The organism is Modicisalibacter muralis (genome assembly GCF_900102945.1).
Lineage (GTDB): Bacteria > Pseudomonadota > Gammaproteobacteria > Pseudomonadales > Halomonadaceae > Modicisalibacter > Modicisalibacter muralis.
The window spans coordinates 108,852-127,992 of the sequence record NZ_FNGI01000001.1 but is presented as its reverse complement, the minus strand read 5'-3'; the positions used below and the strand labels follow the sequence as shown (position 1 = coordinate 127,992).

17 protein-coding genes are annotated in these 19,141 nt (G+C 42.9%); all 17 read right to left on the bottom strand.

Annotated features, from left to right (window positions below; genetic code table 11):
• Window positions 1-5 precede the first annotated feature (5 nt).
• Complete coding sequence (gene neuC, locus BLR92_RS00670; RefSeq protein ID WP_089724527.1) at window positions 6-1,205, bottom strand: UDP-N-acetylglucosamine 2-epimerase; 1,200 nt, start codon at window positions 1,203-1,205, stop codon at window positions 6-8.
• Window positions 1,202-2,221, bottom strand: a complete 1,020-nt coding sequence (gene neuB, locus BLR92_RS00665; RefSeq protein ID WP_089724525.1) for an N-acetylneuraminate synthase — start codon at window positions 2,219-2,221, stop codon at window positions 1,202-1,204. Before neuB ends, neuC begins: the two co-directional genes overlap by 4 nt.
• Window positions 2,218-2,844: a NeuD/PglB/VioB family sugar acetyltransferase gene (locus BLR92_RS00660; RefSeq protein ID WP_089724523.1), complete on the bottom strand. Its 627-nt coding sequence runs from the start codon at window positions 2,842-2,844 to the stop codon at window positions 2,218-2,220. The genes neuB and BLR92_RS00660 overlap by 4 nt, the downstream gene beginning before the upstream one ends.
• 35 nt (window positions 2,845-2,879) lie before the next feature.
• Window positions 2,880-3,890 carry an NAD-dependent 4,6-dehydratase LegB gene (locus BLR92_RS00655; RefSeq protein WP_089724521.1) on the bottom strand — a complete coding sequence of 337 codons (1,011 nt, stop codon included), beginning with the start codon at window positions 3,888-3,890 and terminating at the stop codon, window positions 2,880-2,882.
• A gap of 628 nt (window positions 3,891-4,518) precedes the next feature.
• Window positions 4,519-5,214, bottom strand: a complete 696-nt coding sequence (locus BLR92_RS00650; RefSeq protein WP_089724519.1) for a ParB N-terminal domain-containing protein — start codon at window positions 5,212-5,214, stop codon at window positions 4,519-4,521.
• Window positions 5,215-5,574: 360 nt separating this feature from the next.
• Window positions 5,575-6,384, bottom strand: coding sequence for a putative capsular polysaccharide synthesis family protein (locus BLR92_RS00645; RefSeq protein ID WP_089724517.1), 810 nt, complete (start codon window positions 6,382-6,384; stop codon window positions 5,575-5,577).
• A 132-nt stretch (window positions 6,385-6,516) separates the two neighbouring features.
• On the bottom strand, window positions 6,517-7,392 hold the full coding sequence (locus BLR92_RS00640; protein ID WP_089724515.1) for a glycosyltransferase family 2 protein: 876 nt from the start codon (window positions 7,390-7,392) through the stop codon (window positions 6,517-6,519).
• 244 nt (window positions 7,393-7,636) lie between these two features.
• Window positions 7,637-8,362 carry a hypothetical protein gene (locus BLR92_RS19505; protein ID WP_139171558.1) on the bottom strand — a complete coding sequence of 242 codons (726 nt, stop codon included), beginning with the start codon at window positions 8,360-8,362 and terminating at the stop codon, window positions 7,637-7,639.
• Between the two features lie 458 nt (window positions 8,363-8,820).
• Window positions 8,821-10,530: a hypothetical protein gene (locus BLR92_RS19500; RefSeq protein WP_139171557.1), complete on the bottom strand. Its 1,710-nt coding sequence runs from the start codon at window positions 10,528-10,530 to the stop codon at window positions 8,821-8,823.
• A 170-nt stretch (window positions 10,531-10,700) separates the two neighbouring features.
• Complete coding sequence (locus tag BLR92_RS00625; RefSeq protein ID WP_089724511.1) at window positions 10,701-12,050, bottom strand: UDP-glucose dehydrogenase family protein; 1,350 nt, start codon at window positions 12,048-12,050, stop codon at window positions 10,701-10,703.
• 35 nt (window positions 12,051-12,085) lie between these two features.
• Entirely contained in the window at window positions 12,086-13,093 is a 1,008-nt protein-coding gene (locus BLR92_RS00620) for an NAD-dependent epimerase (protein ID WP_089724509.1), read from the bottom strand.
• A gap of 33 nt (window positions 13,094-13,126) precedes the next feature.
• Window positions 13,127-13,945 (bottom strand): glycosyltransferase, encoded by an 819-nt coding sequence (locus tag BLR92_RS00615; protein WP_139171556.1) that lies wholly within the window; start codon window positions 13,943-13,945, stop codon window positions 13,127-13,129.
• Between the two features lies 1 nt (window position 13,946).
• On the bottom strand, window positions 13,947-14,801 hold the full coding sequence (locus BLR92_RS00610) for an ATP-grasp fold amidoligase family protein (protein WP_089724506.1): 855 nt from the start codon (window positions 14,799-14,801) through the stop codon (window positions 13,947-13,949).
• A gap of 70 nt (window positions 14,802-14,871) precedes the next feature.
• Window positions 14,872-15,789, bottom strand: coding sequence for a glycosyltransferase family 2 protein (locus tag BLR92_RS00605; RefSeq protein ID WP_089724504.1), 918 nt, complete (start codon window positions 15,787-15,789; stop codon window positions 14,872-14,874).
• 129 nt (window positions 15,790-15,918) lie between these two features.
• A complete protein-coding gene (locus tag BLR92_RS00600; RefSeq protein WP_089724503.1) occupies window positions 15,919-16,968 on the bottom strand; it encodes an EpsG family protein in 1,050 nt (349 codons plus the stop codon).
• A gap of 165 nt (window positions 16,969-17,133) precedes the next feature.
• Window positions 17,134-18,183: a polysialyltransferase family glycosyltransferase gene (locus BLR92_RS00595; protein ID WP_089724501.1), complete on the bottom strand. Its 1,050-nt coding sequence runs from the start codon at window positions 18,181-18,183 to the stop codon at window positions 17,134-17,136.
• 165 nt (window positions 18,184-18,348) lie between these two features.
• The gene (locus BLR92_RS19495) at window positions 18,349-19,137 is read right to left on the bottom strand and encodes a hypothetical protein (protein ID WP_139171555.1); all 789 of its coding nucleotides are present in this window, start codon (window positions 19,135-19,137) and stop codon (window positions 18,349-18,351) included.
• Window positions 19,138-19,141: the final 4 nt, after the last annotated feature.

The window sequence follows — 19,141 nt, the reverse complement described above, 5'->3', positions numbered from 1 at the left end:
CTGTCTCAATCGTTTCCTGCGACTACCGATAAGTCGTGAAAGCGTTTCTTTGTCAACGTTTCATTGAGCGGAATAGTCTTTAGGGTTTCCTTGATTCTTCGTGAAGTTTTTCCGTCTCTAAACCGGTCGTACGGGTTGAGTAGATCAACCAATGTGTCGCGAAATTCCGCGCGCAAGGCTCGATCGATTCCCCTGCGAATTTCGGCAACGTTGCAGTCGGTGGAAATGACATTGTCTGCTGTTAGACGCCCTTCCTGTCGAGATCCTATATTGACGACGGGCAGCCGAAACGACGGCGCCTCGACGAGGCCACTCGAAGAATTGCCAATCATCAGATCCAAATGCCGAAGACAACTGTGGTAAAGCCGTTGACCCAAACTATCGAACAGGTGGCCACGTTCGGGGTGGGCTTTACACCACTGCGTCAGGCGAGCATTGATTTCGCGGCCCTGGGTATCTGCATTGGCCTTGGTAAAGACGATCTGGAGATCGCCATAGGGTTCGAGCGCTTCCAGCAAGGCCATGATCTGAGCGTCGGCCGAGGTATCCGACTCGCCGGTGGTAACCGGGTGATAGGTAACGATTGCCGTAGGCCGGTCCAGGGGTATGCCTAGCGCTTTGACCAGTGCCTCCCGACCTATCGACTCGCTACGGTAGAGATGATCCAGCCCCGGAGACCCATAGTTGAAGGTTAATGCCGGGTCTTCACCCATTTGCAGAATGCGTTGACGATAGGCTTCGGCGGCCGGGAAATGCATATTGGCGAGTTTGCTGACGGCATGCCGGAAATACTCATCCAGGGCGCCTCGGCTGGTTTCGCCCCCATGCACATGGGCCACCGGTATGCCCTGCACGACGGCGGCTAGAGCCACCGGCGCGATCTCGAAACGGTCACCCAACAGCACTAAAAGATCGGGGCAATCCTCGGCAAGAGCGTCACCGCAGGACAGCATGGCCAAGCCCATGGCTTTGGTCATGGCGACGCGACTGTCCGATGACAGCAGGATTTCCATGCGTCGATGGATACGAAAGCCATCTCGCTCGATTTCCCTGACGGTCAGCCCGAACTCCATGGAAAGATGCGTGCCGGTTACCGCCAACATCAACTCCAGCTCGGGATCGTCGTCGATCTCGCGAAGCAGCCAGTAGAGCAAGCCATAGTCGGCTCGGGTCGTTGTCAATACCCAGATCCGGCGTGGAGTCATGCTAGGTCTCGCCAGTCAAGCAGTTGATCGGCCCCGATCGTGCGAGCGGCACGACGGCCAATAATCGTCTCCAGCAAGGAAGGGGGCAATCCCGTACCTGGGCGTTTCATGGTCAAATCGCTGCGAGTGATGATCTCGCCTTCGGTAATGTTCTGGCCGGCGGCGATGCTCTTGCGGACGACATCGAGATTGGCACGTTCGCAGGGGGCCGGCTGCTTAAGACCATCACCGCGCGCACTCTCGACATGCCGGATGGCCTGAACCATGCGCTGAAAATCCCCGGGCTCCATGGAAGCGGCGTGGTCTGGCCCTGACATGGCGGCATCCAGGGTAAAGTGCTTCTCTATTACCGTTGCCCCCATGGCCACCGCCGCGATAGGGATCTCGATACCCGCGGTGTGGTCCGAGTAACCCACCTTCACCCCGAAGGCGTTAGACAGTGTGGCCATGGCGGACAGATTGATCTCGTCGTAGGGAGCGGGGTATTCGGTCACACAGTGCAACAGCGTAATCTCGGCGGCGCCCACTTTTTTCAGGGTTCGCAGTGCGGCCTCCACCTCGCCCAACCAGCACATGCCCGTCGAAAGGATCACCGCCTTGCCCAAGCCACCGATAGTTTCCAGCAGCGGTATATTGGTTATTTCTCCCGAGGGGACCTTGAAGGTGCGCATGCCGAGTTCATGAAGAAAGGCGGCACTGATCTCGTCGAAGGGGCTGGAAAGAAACTCGATCCCGCAAGCCCGGCAGTGTTGATGGATCTGTCTGAAGTCCGCCTCGGACAACTCGAGCGACTTAAGCATGGCGTACTGCGACATCGAGTCCGGCATTGCACGTTGCTGGTAAGCGGCCGTAACGGCCTCACGCGTGACCAGGCGCTCTGCTTTGAAGGTCTGAAACTTGACGGCATCGGCGCCGCAACCCTGAGCGCTTTCCACCAGTTCAAGCGCCAGTTTCAGAGAGCCATTGTGATTCACGCCGGCTTCAGCGATCACAAAGGTAGAAGACGCCCCCCTCATGCAATTCTCCTCGCCGGGGTTCCCACATAGGTACCTGGCATAATGATGTCGTGAATTACTGTGGCCCCGGCGCCGATGACGGAATCGGCACATATGCGCACGGCGTGGATGAGATTGGCGCCCGTCCCGATCATGCATCGGTCGCCGACGATCACACCGCCGCTGAGCGTAGCCCCGGATGCCACGTGAACGTCGTCTCCTAGCACGCAGTCGTGATCGACGGTGGCGTGTGTATTGATAATGCAAGCGCGGCCCAAGCGGCTGCCGGTTACCACGACGGCACCATCCAGAACGACACTTCCGGCGCCTGAATCGACTCTGCCGTGGACGATGGCCCCTTGGGCGTAAAGGACGGGGAAGTCGATGCCGCAGGCTTGGTAGCGCTCAAGAAGCGCAAGGCGCTGATGGCCGATCGTCACCTTGCCCAGCCCGAGAACCGCCATCTCGGGAAATAACGCACAGCGATCGAGGAAATCGTCGTCAGTACCCAAAAAGGGGATGGCCATCGATACGCCTTCATCGCGCGGAGCCGTATAACCGCGAACCTGGTGCCCAAGCTGCTGCAATCCATACAGCAAAACCCGAGCATGACCGCCACCGCCCACTATGCAAAACTCACTCATGCGTTTTCCTATCACTGGCAAGAGGAGCATCAAGCCTAGATGTTATAGAGATGGGACTTATAGCGCGCCAGATTATCGGCTTCGCCAAACCAGTTGATGGTTTTCTGAAGCCCCCGCCGCAAACCATCGAGCCCCCCATGATCGGGATGATGACCCAATAGTCGTGAGGCTTTCTCGGTGCTTGCCCAGAGACGCTCGACCTCGCTATCCGTGGGTCGCAGCCGCTGTGGATCGGTATCGATGTCGATCTCTCGCCCCATCAGGTCCGCGATCAACGCGGCCGTGTCACCGATGCTGATTTCGAAGCCACTGCCGACATTGATGATCTCACCCACCGCGGCGTCACATTCGGCAACGCGAATAAAACCAGCCACGGTATCATCGACAAAACTGAAATCGCGTGTTGGATGTACCGAACCCAGACTAAGCCGCTGCACGCCGGAAGCGATTTGAGAAATGATGGTGGGAATGACGGCGCGAGCGGACTGTCGAGGCCCATAGGTATTGAATGGACGTATCAGCGCCACCGGTGTCGAGAAGGAGCGATGGAAGGACAAGGCGATCTGATCGGCACCAATCTTGGAAGCCGAGTAAGGGGATTGCCCTTGGAGAGGGTGCTCCTCGGTGATGGGCACCTGGCGAGCTGTACCGTAAACTTCGCTAGTTGATGTCTGAACGACCCTGGCCACATTCAAATCACGCGCCGCCTGCACAACATTAAGAGTGCCCTTGATGTTAGTATCAACATAGGTATCGGGAGAGTGATAAGAATAAGGAATAGCGATCAGCGCAGCGAGATGAAAAACGACATCGCAGCCACGCATGGCATGGCGCACGCCATGTGGATCGCGGATATCACCTGCAATGACCTCTAAATTGCTACGTATCTCAAGAGGGGATTCGTCCAACCAGCCCCAACTGTTAAAGGCGTTATACATCACAAAGGCTCTAACGTCGTAACCCAGCCTTACAAGAGTCTCCGTGAGATGCGAGCCAATAAAACCATCCGCCCCGGTAACGAGAATTTTCTTACCCATCAAATCCATAAGTGTCGACTTCCTAGCTGGAAAGTTTCTCTTTGTGGCACTAACAAAACTTAATTACACAAATAAAACTCACAAAATAGCTTTTATAGCTACTGAAAAAACACTCAAACCCTTAAACATCTTTCCACGCTACCGCCCCTGAGCGTTCCCTCGGCTATCTCCAGAACCATGAACACCATTAATTTTAATCTTAGAAATAGCCTCTAAATATTTAATGGGATTTAACAGCAACCGCCCTTCCTTATACACATCGTTACACATAAAGCGCCTGGTCATAGGCTCATTTTTTTAATGATCCACTTCTAATTATATTAATAACCAAACCGTCTGAATAATTAGAAAATTAATTGATGTGGGTTATTGAATGGCGAATCAATGACTTAGCATGGATACATAAACACCTTTGATCGCAAGTCGTCCTTAGGGCGTCAGCCAGCGTTTGCCAGTGCCAACACGACCGCAGAGCCAAAAGCGTCAAGATTGTAACCCGTCTGCTTTTCAAACCCGGTGGACCCGGTGGGGAAGCGTGGCAGCCCACAAGGGAGGGCCATGTGGGCCGGGTGCGTTCTCCTGGGGCCTGCCGATGACCTTAGTCAGGATCTATGTCGTCTACCGATGGAAGGTGGGGTCATTCCAGTTCATCGGGCTTGAAGCTTTCTTGCAATATTTTCCGCCAAGTTCCATTTTCTACAGCGATTTTATGCACCACTCCGACTTGAGCCGGTATTTTCTTGATTCCAAGAGCTTGTGCTATTGCTAGCCGGTGACAACCACCACGACCGAAGATATACTCTCCATTTCTACCAATGTGAATATATACCCCACCACTTTCCCTGAAATTACCACGGCTAATATCCAATCTTTTAAAATAGTCTCCGCCTGATCGCAGAGCCTCTATGATTTTATCAACCCGCTCATATCTGAGATACACATCATCCAGGCTTTTGCAATCATCGTAGAAAGAATGCTTTTCAAGTAATTCCTGCATATGCCTATAAGCCCCGACCTCCTCCCAAGTCAACCCTTTCAAAATTCGCTCTTTAACCATTCTTACTTTTTTAACATCGTTTATATTATTTACACGAAGATCCCAATCGCCATCCTCGATTTTTCCTGTATCATTTCTACGCCAATCCTTGGAATTGACTGTCTGCCTGACTTCCCGAGGGTCCAGGTAAAATAACTGAGAATGCCTTGGCGCACTCAAGCCATATTTAATTATGTTATAAAAATCTCTACCAAAGGTCGCGAACAACATTCGCTTTAGCTTTTTTAGCTCCGACAGCACTTTGAGATCAATTATTTTTTTAATTCCCTGCATCATAATATAACTCTTATTTTGCTATTAAATTCGGCCAGGTATTTTTAGACCAACCCAACAGTTAAAAATACGGCCTATAAGCATTAATATAACAACAAGCCAAGAAGGTGATAGGCCTATTCCTTCCTCATAACCATGAATACAGAGAGAATTTTACTATTGGCACCGAAGGCGCAATTCAATGACTTGGTATGATAATTTAGGTGCCAGGATAATACTTACCGATACCAGTGAGGCCAGAAACTCACTTAAACCGGAGCCCACCACATCAGGCTATATAAGAAAGTTAGAATTCCTCCATGATTCCATACTTACCAGAATATAGATCCGCAAGGAATGCTGGACCGGCTCAATAGTGAATGATCATGGCCAGGTGTCACCCTTGATTTTCGAAGCTGTCGCCTCTTTTTTCCAACTCTCTATATCTTCAGAAGAGAAGAAAGCAGTCAACCAAGAGCTAGAAAACACTTTATTTAACACATTGTCACTAGGAATATATCTCGTCCGAAAGTTTTTATACGCCTCAGAATACCACTTTTTACTACCATCATTTAACCTACGCATGGTTATTTTTTTATTAGTGAATTTTGATATTTCATTTTCGAGACTATCCAACTTATCCATTCTTATAACCAATATTTCAAACTTACCCTTGTTTAGATAACCAATGCCTCTGATTTTATCAAATTCAATATCGGTTACGCTAATTTTACAAAATCTATTTATTTCATTTTCAAACCAATTCTTAGCATAATCAAAATTATATGTGTTTTCGAAACAATCTACCAAGGTATCTATATTTTCGTCTCTTATATCCGCTTTTGCATTTAGATTGTGAAGTGTCAGCCAATATTGTATATCTTGGAAATAGTGGGAAATATCCCTATTCAAAGGCTCCCTCACCAGAGTAATTATTTTTATTGTATTTCGTCTTTTTATAATAATTCTTTTGGCTTGTTGTACAGCACTACATTTCAGCCTAGATATCAGCGTCCTATATCTTAATTTATGGTAAAATTCACACAAATAAGTGCCATATAATGTATGTATGTGTATAGCATTCGGCAGGGATTTTTCAAGCGCTGTAGAGCCAACTTTTCCCATCTGATAAATCAACAATGCATCTTCATCCGAAAACGTTCTATACGTATTAATGATTTTTTTTAGGAACATTAATACATTCCTCCCAAATAAAATTTTCTACATGAATTTTAATGTGATCGTGAGTACAGAAACCTATTGGGATTCTACAAATAAAACGGTTCACCACATTCCTCTTCGTTGCAATCTATCAACGAACTGAATTCATTGCTTAAAATTATTAGGGTTTTCTATCCCGAGCCAAAATTTTAAAATACAGTACAATTTGTAAAATTTAAGATTGTAATAAACCATAAAAGCGATAGCCCTTTCTCTCGCTACCAGGTTATTATCACGAGCAAGTCCTAGCACTTTATTCACCGGCGGAATTGGTGCCCTCAACACAGCAGTCCACCGAATTCCATGGTTACGATATACCCCGCCAGTAATTCTTTTACATCTTACTTTCAGATCGGGAAAATTTGCTCTAGCTGGGTGCAATACAGTACAAGAATCTCCAAAAACCATAGATTTTCCCATTGCTGTGGCCCGCTTATTCCATTCGAAATCACCGCAAGACATTAAACTATCATTGAAATATCCCACCTCATCTAAAACTTTACGCCAAGTGATGAGATTCGCTGTCGCTGAAACACCCTGAGCAGCAAACTCATGTTGTTTAAAGGCGAATGCCTTCTCATAAATTTCAGTCCAAGAGAGACAGTCATTTTTATAAAATAACTCGACCCGTCCGGCAACACGATCAGCACCATCCATTAAATATCTCAAGCCACTTACTAACCAATCGGGTTTAGGAATACAATCAGCATCAGTAAAGGCAATCACTTCCCCCTGAGCAATTTTTAAAGCTGCATTCCTTGCCGCGTATGAACCTGGCTTGCTTTCCTCAATAATTTGAAATCCAGGCGGCAACTCAAACCCAGAAGGCGGTTGATCAATAGGATCATTATTAACAATAATAACTTCAAAGGAACTGCGTTCGATTCTTTGTTTTACCAATGCCTCTATACAAAGTATTAGACGGTTCCAGTCGTGGTAAGTTGGAATAATAACAGAAATCTCAGGCATTCTATTTAACATAAATACTCCTGTGGCGATAAAAGTTCAAGGCCGACCCCGCATATTAGCTTTCACGTTGCTATCTGATACTGCCCCGCAGCCGATGTCTGCTGAAATAAACGTGCTTGGCAATTATGCAGACTTGGGCGTGTTAATCAGCGACTCCATAAAACCTTTACATTACAAATCTCAATTGGGAAAGATCGTATATAAACTTATAAATCACATAAAATTCACTTATACCAAACTTACATGGCTAGTTATTTCATTCATTAAGTGATTCTATTTTCCTTATTACCTCATCCCGAAGTTTTTTAGCTCTGCGGTCTTTACCTATGAAAGCTTCATGTATTCCAGCCACTCTTACATAGACCCTTTCCAAGCCTAAAGATTGTGCGATTAGAATTCTATGCGTTCCACCACAGCCAAGTATCAACCCGCCCCTCCTCCCTATTAACACTTGTATTTCATCAGCTAAGCTTCGTGAATCGTCTGGGTTTTTCAAACTTACTTCTTTTTGCGTTTTGTAACCGTCCTTTTTTATACTTTCATACGCTCTATCAAGTTTTCTAAAATATTCATCTATATCTTCATAACTCCTGCACCAGTAAGCTCCAATTGAAGAAGGCTTTTTATTTTCCCCATCAATATACAAAGAAACGGCTTTTTTCATTTTAGCATACTGCACTGTCCTTTTATAACTCACACCTTTTATAAATATGTCATGCACGGCAGAATATTCCAGCGATCTTACTTCAGATATAGGGGCCACCTCATTAATATCCCAATCCCCACCTGATACAAATAATCTTCTCTTTGCGCCTTTTTTTATGCAACAAGATATAGCGGCAGGGTTTACCCGAAGGAGATCAAGACCGTCTGAAGAAACGAGCATTCTATGCACTTCTGGAAGTGGGAAAAATTCAGCGATGCAAAGAAGTGATCTCCTTACCTTATTTACAGCGGGACCAGCCTTTATCGGCATGAACATACGTTATACTCCTTAAGCAAATAGAATTATTATAGTGCAGGAATATGGTGGCCCCAATCATGGCTTGGAATAATAACAGAAATTCAGGAATTTTATTTATCATACGTCCTCCAATAACGGCCAAAAATCCAAGATCAGAGCGTCGCTTATTAGCTTTTATTTCTTAAAACTTTTTCAACTGCCGTCACTAAATGCAAAAACAAATGCTAATCAGCCGCTATCTGCATCACTTCTTTCAGCACTTGACAGAACTTTTTGATCTCGGCATCTGTTAATGTCGAATGTATCAGAAACTTTTCACTGGTCTCCCTCAACTCCCTAGCTATAGGTAACCGCTGTTCGGTGCGCCAACCAGTATCATCAAAGGCTTTTTCGAAGTATACCTCAGAACATGGCACACCTTGGGAAAGATCAAGGGGCCATTTAACACCGACTAACCTTCATGCACAACATGACTGTTAAGGATCATAGTTAACCGTATCCCAGCTTATTTCTATAACCCACCAGTCGGGAATAACAAAAATGGTTGGATCCATCGGATCAAAGACCCGAATATCGAACCGGCTAATAGTCCCAAAGCCAGTTACTTCACCAAATGAAAAATCGTTTTCAAATGCAACACTATATGACAGGTGAGCATTTCTCTTTATTGGCGTACACTTTATAACTGGAAGTTTTATTACATCATAGCCTTTATCAACTATTACGCGCAGAGTGTTATCGTTAAGAATACTAGCAGTAGCAGGGAATCCGTCCGGCCTAGCCAGCTTTCCATCCCTAAAAATATTTAATACGGCGGACCCCGTTGATGCGCATTCCCTACCCTTGAAGAGCTGTTTTTTTATACTAGTAGTTACAGTCCCACCAACAGCCCGAAAGTATTCACGATTACCGGAAGGGTTAATGATTTCATCATCCCAGCGGCTATTCAGGTCATTCCAGTCTGCCTGTGGTATATTTATGCCATAAAGAGAATTTGATTCTGACCAACAATTTTCGGTAGTCATATACCAAATGCGTTGTGTGATTTCAAGGCCTGTTGTATTTTGCTCAAAGCCACAATTTTTTAACCTCAAGCTTAATAGATCATTATCATTAGCCCCTTCCCCACCTAACCCCCTATTCTCATAAACAAAGCCTTTTTCATTTCCTAGGAATACACACCCTTCGAGGTCAAACATAGTCGACGGATTCCCAGAACATCTTAGCGGTCTTGGGTAAACTCCGATTCGATTTGATGAAAAATATAAGTTTTTCATCCGTACATAAACACCATCCACATCGACCCCTATATCAAAATGGCTAATTCTAGAATTTTCAATTCTCCCGCAATAAAAATTGGCATCGAATAGTTTGTGAATTCTATCTTGTGCGGATGTGAAATTAATATTTATTATATCATGAGAACGCTGAGGATTAGATCCTACGTCACACGATGTCAACCATGTTTTTTTATGTATATTATCAAAAATAAAAGTAACACTGGAGCTTATGTGCTCGTTTTTCACTTCTCCATAATGAGGCACCTTTCGTTGAAGGGGCTGCGTAAACCGATAACGCCCTGGTGGCCAAATAACGCATGCAGCTCCTGCCAAATTAGCAGCTTCGTCTGCAGCAATTTGATAAGATGAGTTGTCCGTGCCGCTATGTAGATCGGTTGAAACAGCGTCGGGTATAGCTCCGAACCAAGTTGCCAGGATTGTGCCAGACCATTCGCGCTTCCACTGCCCTGCGGCCCCATCAACTTTAAAGACCGTTCCACCGTTATTCGCATCATCGCTTGCTGAGTCCCAATAAAAAGTACCACCGCCAACGTTAGTCCCGCCATGATAGCTTCTCACGCTCACCCGTTGTCGATTTAATAGTGTATCCGTATCTAGCGAGAGCATATCAGAAATACTTTCTACATAAATCATTCGGTTATCGAGCGCCATAGCCAGCGTCTGCTTCCCCGTTGAGCTCTTTACTTTAGCTTTAGATATGTTGATAGGAAAAAAAGTATCGCTAAAGCCATGATCCATTGTAAGCGGTATGTGCTTATTGGCAGCATCAGTTGTCAACTCATTTACAGCCGGATCGGAATTGTACGACCACGCATTGTCTGCCACCGTGAAGACAGCGCCAGCCCTGAGGGTCTTTAGGAAAAAATCTCGGCGCGACGGGTTCATACCATCTCCCACTAACTCAGAAAGACAAGCAACATTCTTCGGTAATTAATACTCAGCCAAGCTGTGAGCAGATAATATGGAGGCGGATATAAATCACCTGCAGAGTAAAAGCCAATTAATAAACTTCAAACAAACTAACAGTAAACAACTGTACCTAGATAAAGTATCGTTTAATTTTTGCCGGGCTTCTGTAGTGAATCAGCACGCCCCACCGCGAAGTACAGTAGACCTGCCTGTTTGACATCGTATGGTTCGTATAAATTACGCCCATCAACGACGACTGGTATCGCCAGTTGCTGCTTCAACCAGTAAAAATCAACGCTACGGAATACCTTCCATTCGGTACAGATGACCAGTGCATCGGCTCCTCGTACCGCATCCTCCCGGGATTTGACTAGTATCAGGTCATCCCGATCCCCATAGATCCGACGACATTCGTTCATCGCCTCTGGGTCATAGGCCCGCACCTTGGCGCCAGCAGTCCACAGCGATTCCATAAGGTCTCGGCTGGGTGCGTCACGCATGTCATCAGTGTTGGGCTTGAAGGACAAACCCCACAGAGCGATAGTTTTACCGGTCAGGTCTCTATTCAAGGCTTGGGCAAGCTTATTGAATAAGGTGCCTTTTTGTCGCTGATTGACCGCTTCCACGGAAGCCAATAATTCAGCCTCGTAACCAACCTGTTGAGCGGTTCGCGTTAAAGCCTGAACGTCCTTAGGGAAGCAGGAACCTCCGTAGCCACAGCCAGGGTAGATGAAGTGATAACCAATGCGCGGGTCAGAACCGATACCATGACGCACAGCCTCGATATCCGCCCCCAAGCGCTCGGCCAGGTTGGCGATCTCGTTCATGAAGCTAATCTTGGTCGCCAGCATAGCGTTGGCGGCATATTTGGTCAGCTCGGCACTACGCACATCCATGAACATCAGTTTTTCATGGTGACGGTTATAAGGCGCATAACACTCGCGCATCAACTCCTTGGCTCGCTCGGACTCGGTGCCCACGATGATACGTGCGCCGTAGGTAAAGTCCTCAATGGCTGCACCCTCTTTGAGAAATTCCGGGTTGGAACAAACATTAAAGTCCAGATCGCACCCACGCTTGGCTAACACTTGACGGATTGTCTCGTGAACATTGTTGGCCGTGCCCACCGGAACTGTGGATTTATCAACAATGACCTTATAGTCATTCATGTGTTCTCCAATAGCTCTTGCCACGGCCAGCACATATTGGAGATCAGCGCTGCCATCTTCGTCGGGTGGTGTACCCACTGCGATAAATTGCAAGGTACCAAAAGCGACTGCGCTAGCAGTATCGGTAGTAAAGCGCAGCCGTCCATTAGCAACGTTACGCTTGACCAAGTGTTCCAAGCCCGGTTCGAAAATTGGCATATCACCATCGAGCAAGCGCGCCACTTTGGCTTCATCAACGTCCATGCACAATACATTATGACCCACATCGGAAAGGCAAGCGCCAGTCACCAAGCCTACGTAACCCGTACCAAAAATAGTAATGCGCATAAACTTTCCTTATTGGTTTTTAAAAATAAAACGCATTAAATGCGATAATAATTGCGAAACCAGTTGACAAAGTGATACACACCCTCTTCAACATCATATTTTGGTTGGTATCCTATTACCTGATACAGGTCATCGGTATCCGCCCAAGTACGTTGAACATCTCCCGGCTGCATAGGCAAATAATTACATATTGCCTTTTTCCCAGTAATTTTTTCCAAAGCATGTATAAAATCCATAAGGCACACTGGACTACCATGGCCGATGTTATACAACGCATGTGGAGCTTTGTTGTCATTATGCGTAGACTTGATATAAGCCAGATTCTCGCGGTACTGTGGAATAACTTCCATAATGCGTACTACACTTTCAACGATATCATCAATGTAAGTAAAATCTCGTGACATTTCACCGTGGTTATATACATCAATGGGCTTGCCTTCGAGCACATTTTTAGTGAACTTGAACATGGCCATATCTGGCCGCCCCCAAGGGCCATACACGGTAAAAAAGCGCAATCCTGTAGTAGGAATTTTATATAAGTGTGAATAGCTATGCGACATCAGCTCATTGGCCTTTTTCGTTGCCGCGTAGAGGCTTACAGGATGATCGACATTATCCGTCACAGAGAAAGGAAACTTAGCATTCATGCCATACACCGAACTGGAAGATGCATAAACCAAGTGCCCTATCTGCTGCTGACGACATCCTTCCAAAACATTCAAGTGTCCCACTAAATTTGAGTCGGCATATACATGGGGGTTTTCCAACGAATAACGCACTCCCGCTTGTGCCGCCAAGTGGATCACTCTGTCAAAATCATATTTATTGAATAATTCAGCCATTCCATCTCGATTAGCAAGATCGAGATGGACAAAAACAAAATTCGGATAAGAAGCAAGATTTTCAAGACGGGCCTGCTTGAGCAATACATCATAATAATCGTTAAGGTTATCTATACCGATTATTTGGTGGCCCTGACTAGCTAATTTCCTTGCAACCGCATGACCAATGAAACCAGCCACACCAGTAATTAGAAATTGCATATCACCTTCTTATTTTCGTAGAAAAAGGCTGTGCTATATAGAATTTCGAAACATTTTTTGATAGAGAAATCTGCGAACCGTTGTAGGTGCTAGCCTGACGGGTATGCGAGATACTAGGTTATATATAGCTTGAGGCCAACCAATAAACCCAGAACGCACAAATTCACGCTGCAATTGATACTCGATATTTATAAATCTCCAACCACCACGTCGCGAAAACAAATTTTCACCGGCCCTTGCCAACACAAGATAATCTGGAATATTTGAAATATGATAACCAGCGCCAAGTAGCCTTCCCCATAAATGATAGTCTTGAGAATTCTTGAGTCCAGCATAACCTCCAACCGCCAGAATATGAGATTTTCTAAACATAACTGTCATATGGTTTAGCGGACAACGTCGACGTGCAAAAGTGCGCACTTCTTTAATCGTGCATGGCAAGCGCCTTTCAGCATGAGGGAAATCTTTATCTGTAGAAAATTCTTTGATCCACCCCCCACAGACAGATATATCGGCATGGCTGCTCATAAACTCAACTTGCTGCATAAAACGAGTTGGATAAGCTATATCATCCGCATCCATACGGGCAACAAGTTCATAAGTGCAATGCAACAAACCTTCTTGGAGAGCTTTTCCCAGCCCAACATTCCGCGTCATCTTAATACTTTTAATGTTAAGAAGCGTCCTAAATTTTTCTATCGTTTCATTCAACTGGGAATTAATTTTACCATCTTCTACTAGCACCACCTCATCCGCAGTCGTAGTTTGCCTTGCTAAGCTCAGTAAGCATTCATGCAAATGAATAATATTCTCTTTATTATAAACAGACATAAGCACTGATAGCTTTTCCAAACTATTCCCCTCGAATATTAAGTTTTTCGCCTAGGCTGTAATTGAACTGTTTGGGAGTGAATTGTGCTAAGCCGCTATCAGGAATATTTGTCATTTCTCCAAAATAGACATTCTCTCCAACCAAGTACAAATCCACCCTTATAAAATCGAAGTCCACTGAAAGACCCTCAGCAACATCTATTGCTTTTTCTAGTGAACTAGGTTTTTCGATACATTTATCAGATCTATTATAATTCAAAGTTATGGGCATCAATTCAAAGTCGGCGGTATAAAAATTTCTTTCGTGATTGATAAACCTTTCTATATCGACTTGAATTAAGCAAACCTTCCCATTAATGCAAAAAAATTTGTAGTCAGGAGGCACACACCCATCATCTGTTTCAATAAACTCTTCTACAATTATTTTTTTTTCAATACTAGAGTAGTACCACTCACGACTTTTGTTCGCATAATCAACATACTTCCATGCATTAACCTCCTTCTCTATATCCTCAAAGCAGACTTTTTCCTTATCAACAACCTTAACCATTTTAGAGCCATGCGTAGCTTTTATAACGAATTTCTTAGGAAGCTCTTCCCACGTTTTTTCGTCGAAGGTAATGCCACTCCAAAGGACGCTAATCAAACGGCAATCATTAGTTTTTTTTTCAACGTAACGGCGCACTGATATTCTGTCAGAAACAAGCCTTCTTAAAGCCTCTTGGTGCTTGTTAACTTTAATGTAATTTATTTTCTCGGGAAATGTCCTAGGATTACTTAAATCTAGCCAAGTAAAATTTTTTATAAAGAAAGCAATTTTAACGAATGCCTCGTCGGATAAGAAATCAAAAGATTTTATTATGTAGTCCTTAACCATATTGCTCCCAGCCTCCGGATGCTGTTGAAGATGATAAGATGGCTAGCACACTCATTTACCAACCAATCCGTCACACCTTGCTTTTAAGCTTTTGGCATAAAATCAAGGCTCTTATCCCGAAAAAAGAGAAGAACGATGCTAACAATAGCTCAACATTGAAACGTACTTTAAATGCCGATAGATACAGCCATGAAGCTGACATTTTTTTTCCTGACAAGAGATTCTTGTATGCTTCATGCTTCTTATTTGCTTCTTCCATAGTTTTTTGTTCGCCAAGTGAAAGTGCCGAACATTCCCATCTATATTTTGAATATATAATTTTTTTTGAACTAACAAATTTTTCCATGGATGCCGAAAGATAGTCTTTTCCTGTTGTAACTTGATAGCTTACCAAAGGTTCACTTAGCTTATGAAATGTGGCGCCTGCTTTAGCTAAACGCATCCACATTTCGTAATCTTCGAGCGCAGGCAAACTAGTATCAAACCCACCCAATTTTAATAGCATGTCCCTCTTGGCACTTACCATGGATGCGCCGCCAAGCTGATTACCGATAAGGCAATCTGTAAAAGAGATATTATCTTTTGGATTGGTTATATATCTTAAATTTTCTTTAGTATAATTAACGATGGCTGGATGATATATAACATCAACTCCCGTTTTTTTAAAGGCCCTTAAAACGAGCTCTAACTTTTTGTCTAGAAATTCATCGTCGTCATCTAAAAATGCTATATATTTCCCTACTGCTTCATTTATACCCATGTTTCTTGCGTAAGAGGCTCCTTTTGAGATTTTATTTCTCAGAATCTTTAATTTAATTCTTTCCCCAGGGATGTTAAAGAGATCAGCTTCTACTTCCTGAATTGAACCATCATCAATAATTATGATCTCCTTAGGCAGCAATGTTTGCTTAAGAATACTGCTAATCGATTTCTTCAAATCTTCCAACCTATTATGCGTTGGTATTACTACAGAAATATCAACTTCCATATGGATTACCTGGTTCCTTAACAGTATTATATGCACAAGGGCAATGCGCCCTCGATGTCCAATGGATCATGTCCTATGAAAAAGGGAATCAGCGATAACCTTAGGTAGCCTGGATAGCGATAAATATTTCTAGAATGCTGATCTGAGTATGTATTGATTATCGGGATTCGACGCGTTAATAAGAAACTGAATGCTGTATGGGATCATAAAGACAAGGAAAACAAAGAATTTGTTGGATATTGTTCTATACTCAATCAACAAAAGCCCAGCTATAATAATTTCGACAATTCTAAATGCCATGTTTAGCCTTGAGCTTAGCATAGCCACATCCGCGAAGAGGATATATAAAGAAAAGCCAATAATATAAAAGAATCCCAATGAGGATATAAGCTTATTTTCCTGATGTTTTAATGTAAAGAAAGAAATAGCAATGAGCATTACTATTCTTGAAGCCCACTGGTTAACAGATATTTCTTCTTTCCACTCACTTAGATAGGTTGAAGGCTTTCCTAGCGCGCTAGTGAAAAAGCTAAAAACTTCATAACCTAGGCCGGAAATATATATAAAAAGGGTGATCAAAGGGAGAAATATAGAAAATACAAAGTGTTTTTTACTAATGTCGAAAAACCATATGGCTCCAAAGAATATATATACAATAGAGCTTACATGGAAACACATGGCTAGAATATTCAATAAGAAATACTCTTTCACTTTCCCTTTGATTAAAAAATTAAGCGAATACACAAACATAGCCATAGCCAATGCTTGCCTCATCGCATTAAAGGTAAACGCAAAATAAAACAAACAATAATATAATAACATCACAAATACTAAATTTATCTTAAGTTTTTTAAGGCCAACATAAAGAAACATAATTGTTGCGAAGGCATAAAAAGAGAAATACAAAAAATCCCCTTTATACACTGCCTTTAAAAGGCTATTGACCATCAGGAATCCTGGTTCAACATATTCATATGTCACAAATGAAAAATTTAGCGCCCTAGTGGTGTTCCATATGCTTTGGTATGCATTGAAATCAGTTCCTGTATCATATCTCAACGAGGCCAGTAGAGCTAATAATAGAGCAAATATAGCACCTGCTATTTGTCCATTTCGATTTTTTGAAATAGAGTAAATTGAGTAGCAAAATAATAAAAAATATATTAAATAATATGGCATAAAATATCTTCTGTGAAATTATTTCCCATAGTCACTGACGAGAATTAAAGATACACTCGGACGCAAGAAGCACAATTACTTATCGCCCTTGGATTATCACTAGTTTTCTAGCGAAGACCAATTCCTAGCCATACAACACGCGCATTAAGCGAGCTTTGATAAATATCAGTTAACATTTAACTCGGTCAAATCAATTACATCAATGCCAGACTTTGAATAGTTTGCATATACCTCAATTACTTTTCCTCGGCGCTTTTCAAGTAATATTGAGTGTGGAATTCGAAAGGATAATATTGAAAAGCAGTCGAACATCACTTTTACATTTTGCAAGACGCTAGTGTAAGCCCCACCTATATTCAATGGAACTTTTTCATTTAATACCAAATAAAGCTCAGCCGGCATGTTGAGGTTTTTAACAGAAACGTTCCCCAGCTTTTTTATAGCGGCCACCTTACTGCCTTCCTCATCTCTATGAGGAATATAGATAAATATTTTTCCAAGATTTTCATAATACCTGACCACCTTACCAAGAAAAGCCAATTCATCCTTTCTGCACATTACCCCAACTTCGCTGTATTTTGCGCCAAAGTAGTAAACCTCTTTCTCATCAACAATCTTTTCACTCATTCTTTTTTTCAGCTCTATATATTCGTTCTTTATTACAAACGGACTATAATCGCACAAATGAAAGCTACTAAAAACAATAATTTTCTTTTCGGCGTATTTTTTATTATAAAAATAGGAATATATAAAATCATGAAGGCATTGCCTTATATGGCCTCTGTCCTTTTTTGGCCAATTAATATTCCTGGATATTGAATCGTTATAGGCAGCAATAGTACTATTACCGTCATCCAGCAAGAAAATTTTGTCCGAACGGATCGCGCACTTCAAATAGTGCATCCAGACACTATAAAAATCACCTATAAAAATATTACATATCTTCCCTTTAAATTTTCGAGAAATTTTAGCTATATTTTTAATTATTCTAACATGCATACCGACAGAAAATTTTGAATAAGTGCTGAAAAATATAACTTCTTCCCATTCAGACACCCCTACGACTTTTTTTATTTGCTCATCATTTTCTCTACGCTCCCCCCCCCAAAGCTTTACAAGTATAATATTTTTGTCTTCGGCACATAAACTATCTTTAGCTTCACAAGCGGATAAAGCTTGAAGAGGTGACTCGACTACAAACAAATTTAACCTCATCGAGCATTCCTTTAAAGGTTTGTTGTGTTAATAATAATCGACTTTACAGGAAAGCAGAAGAATGCATTCCGCATAGCCATCTGTTGCGCACCAATTCATTCGTAAGGCTTTAGGGTAAAGACATTTATAAAATCACTTATGACTAATAATGCCAAGATTGCTATCCTATAGTTTAGATAGATATTTTTTGCTATTCGTAGCCAAGGTTAGGCGCGCCAAAAGTATTCGGATGTATTTATTAAATTTTGAAAAGGTTAACTTATTAAAAACCCTTGCAAGCATCACTTCTTTTCTACCATAACTAATATTTTTATTATACTTTTTTAATTCTTCATTACTTTCGATCATGGAAGAGTTAAGCTCACAACCTATTTCCTTAAAAAAACCACCTATCAAGCCATATTCATGCCTAGAGGCATCTTCCATTTTTATTCTAATAACTCTATCTTCCCCAAAACAACTAATAGCATTCGTATATGCTTCATCCCATGAAAAATTATTTATGCCAGTTAGCTCAAAATATTTTTTTTCACTCCAACACCTCCCTTGCTGTACCGATTGAATATATAGCGAAGTGAAAAAATCTGAAATATCCCTTTCCAAGTAAGCAACTCTCAAAGAATACCCAGAAAAAACCTCGCTTAAAATGGAATAAATATATTTTTGATTTTTATAGGCTTGGTAAAAATCACCGAAAAACGACTCGCTGCTGATTATATTTACTTTATCATCTTCATAATTTCTATCGATCTTATCTCTAACAGAATACAACACTCTCATTTTCAGATACAAATCATCCTCTGGTTGTAATTTCGAGACCAACCCAGCCCCAACATCTTTATAGATATCAATATAATTGATCGAGCTATTTTTCAAAATCACGGGCTCTTTCTTCAAAAAATTTTGAATCGTAGTAGTGCCCGTCTTATGGGCACCCACATGAATAATAAGCATTTCT

Excerpts from the sequence above, each read along its gene's own strand:
- BLR92_RS00600 (WP_089724503.1), bottom strand. The coding sequence starts at position 16,968 with ATGCCATATTATTTAATATATTTTTTATTATTTTGCTACTCAATTTAC.
- BLR92_RS19495 (WP_139171555.1), bottom strand. The coding sequence starts at position 19,137 with ATGCTTATTATTCATGTGGGTGCCCATAAGACGGGCACTACTACGATT.
- neuC (WP_089724527.1), bottom strand. The coding sequence starts at position 1,205 with ATGACTCCACGCCGGATCTGGGTATTGACAACGACCCGAGCCGACTAT.
- BLR92_RS00595 (WP_089724501.1), bottom strand. The coding sequence starts at position 18,183 with ATGAGGTTAAATTTGTTTGTAGTCGAGTCACCTCTTCAAGCTTTATCC.
- neuB (WP_089724525.1), bottom strand. The coding sequence starts at position 2,221 with ATGAGGGGGGCGTCTTCTACCTTTGTGATCGCTGAAGCCGGCGTGAAT.
- BLR92_RS00605 (WP_089724504.1), bottom strand. The coding sequence starts at position 15,789 with ATGGAAGTTGATATTTCTGTAGTAATACCAACGCATAATAGGTTGGAA.
- BLR92_RS00625 (WP_089724511.1), bottom strand. The coding sequence starts at position 12,050 with ATGCGCATTACTATTTTTGGTACGGGTTACGTAGGCTTGGTGACTGGC.
- BLR92_RS00610 (WP_089724506.1), bottom strand. The coding sequence starts at position 14,801 with ATGGTTAAGGACTACATAATAAAATCTTTTGATTTCTTATCCGACGAG.
- BLR92_RS00650 (WP_089724519.1), bottom strand. The coding sequence starts at position 5,214 with ATGATGCAGGGAATTAAAAAAATAATTGATCTCAAAGTGCTGTCGGAG.
- BLR92_RS19500 (WP_139171557.1), bottom strand. The coding sequence starts at position 10,530 with ATGAACCCGTCGCGCCGAGATTTTTTCCTAAAGACCCTCAGGGCTGGC.
- BLR92_RS00620 (WP_089724509.1), bottom strand. The coding sequence starts at position 13,093 with ATGCAATTTCTAATTACTGGTGTGGCTGGTTTCATTGGTCATGCGGTT.
- BLR92_RS19505 (WP_139171558.1), bottom strand. The coding sequence starts at position 8,362 with ATGTTCATGCCGATAAAGGCTGGTCCCGCTGTAAATAAGGTAAGGAGA.
- BLR92_RS00640 (WP_089724515.1), bottom strand. The coding sequence starts at position 7,392 with ATGTTAAATAGAATGCCTGAGATTTCTGTTATTATTCCAACTTACCAC.
- BLR92_RS00655 (WP_089724521.1), bottom strand. The coding sequence starts at position 3,890 with ATGGATTTGATGGGTAAGAAAATTCTCGTTACCGGGGCGGATGGTTTT.
- BLR92_RS00660 (WP_089724523.1), bottom strand. The coding sequence starts at position 2,844 with ATGAGTGAGTTTTGCATAGTGGGCGGTGGCGGTCATGCTCGGGTTTTG.
- BLR92_RS00645 (WP_089724517.1), bottom strand. The coding sequence starts at position 6,384 with ATGTTCCTAAAAAAAATCATTAATACGTATAGAACGTTTTCGGATGAA.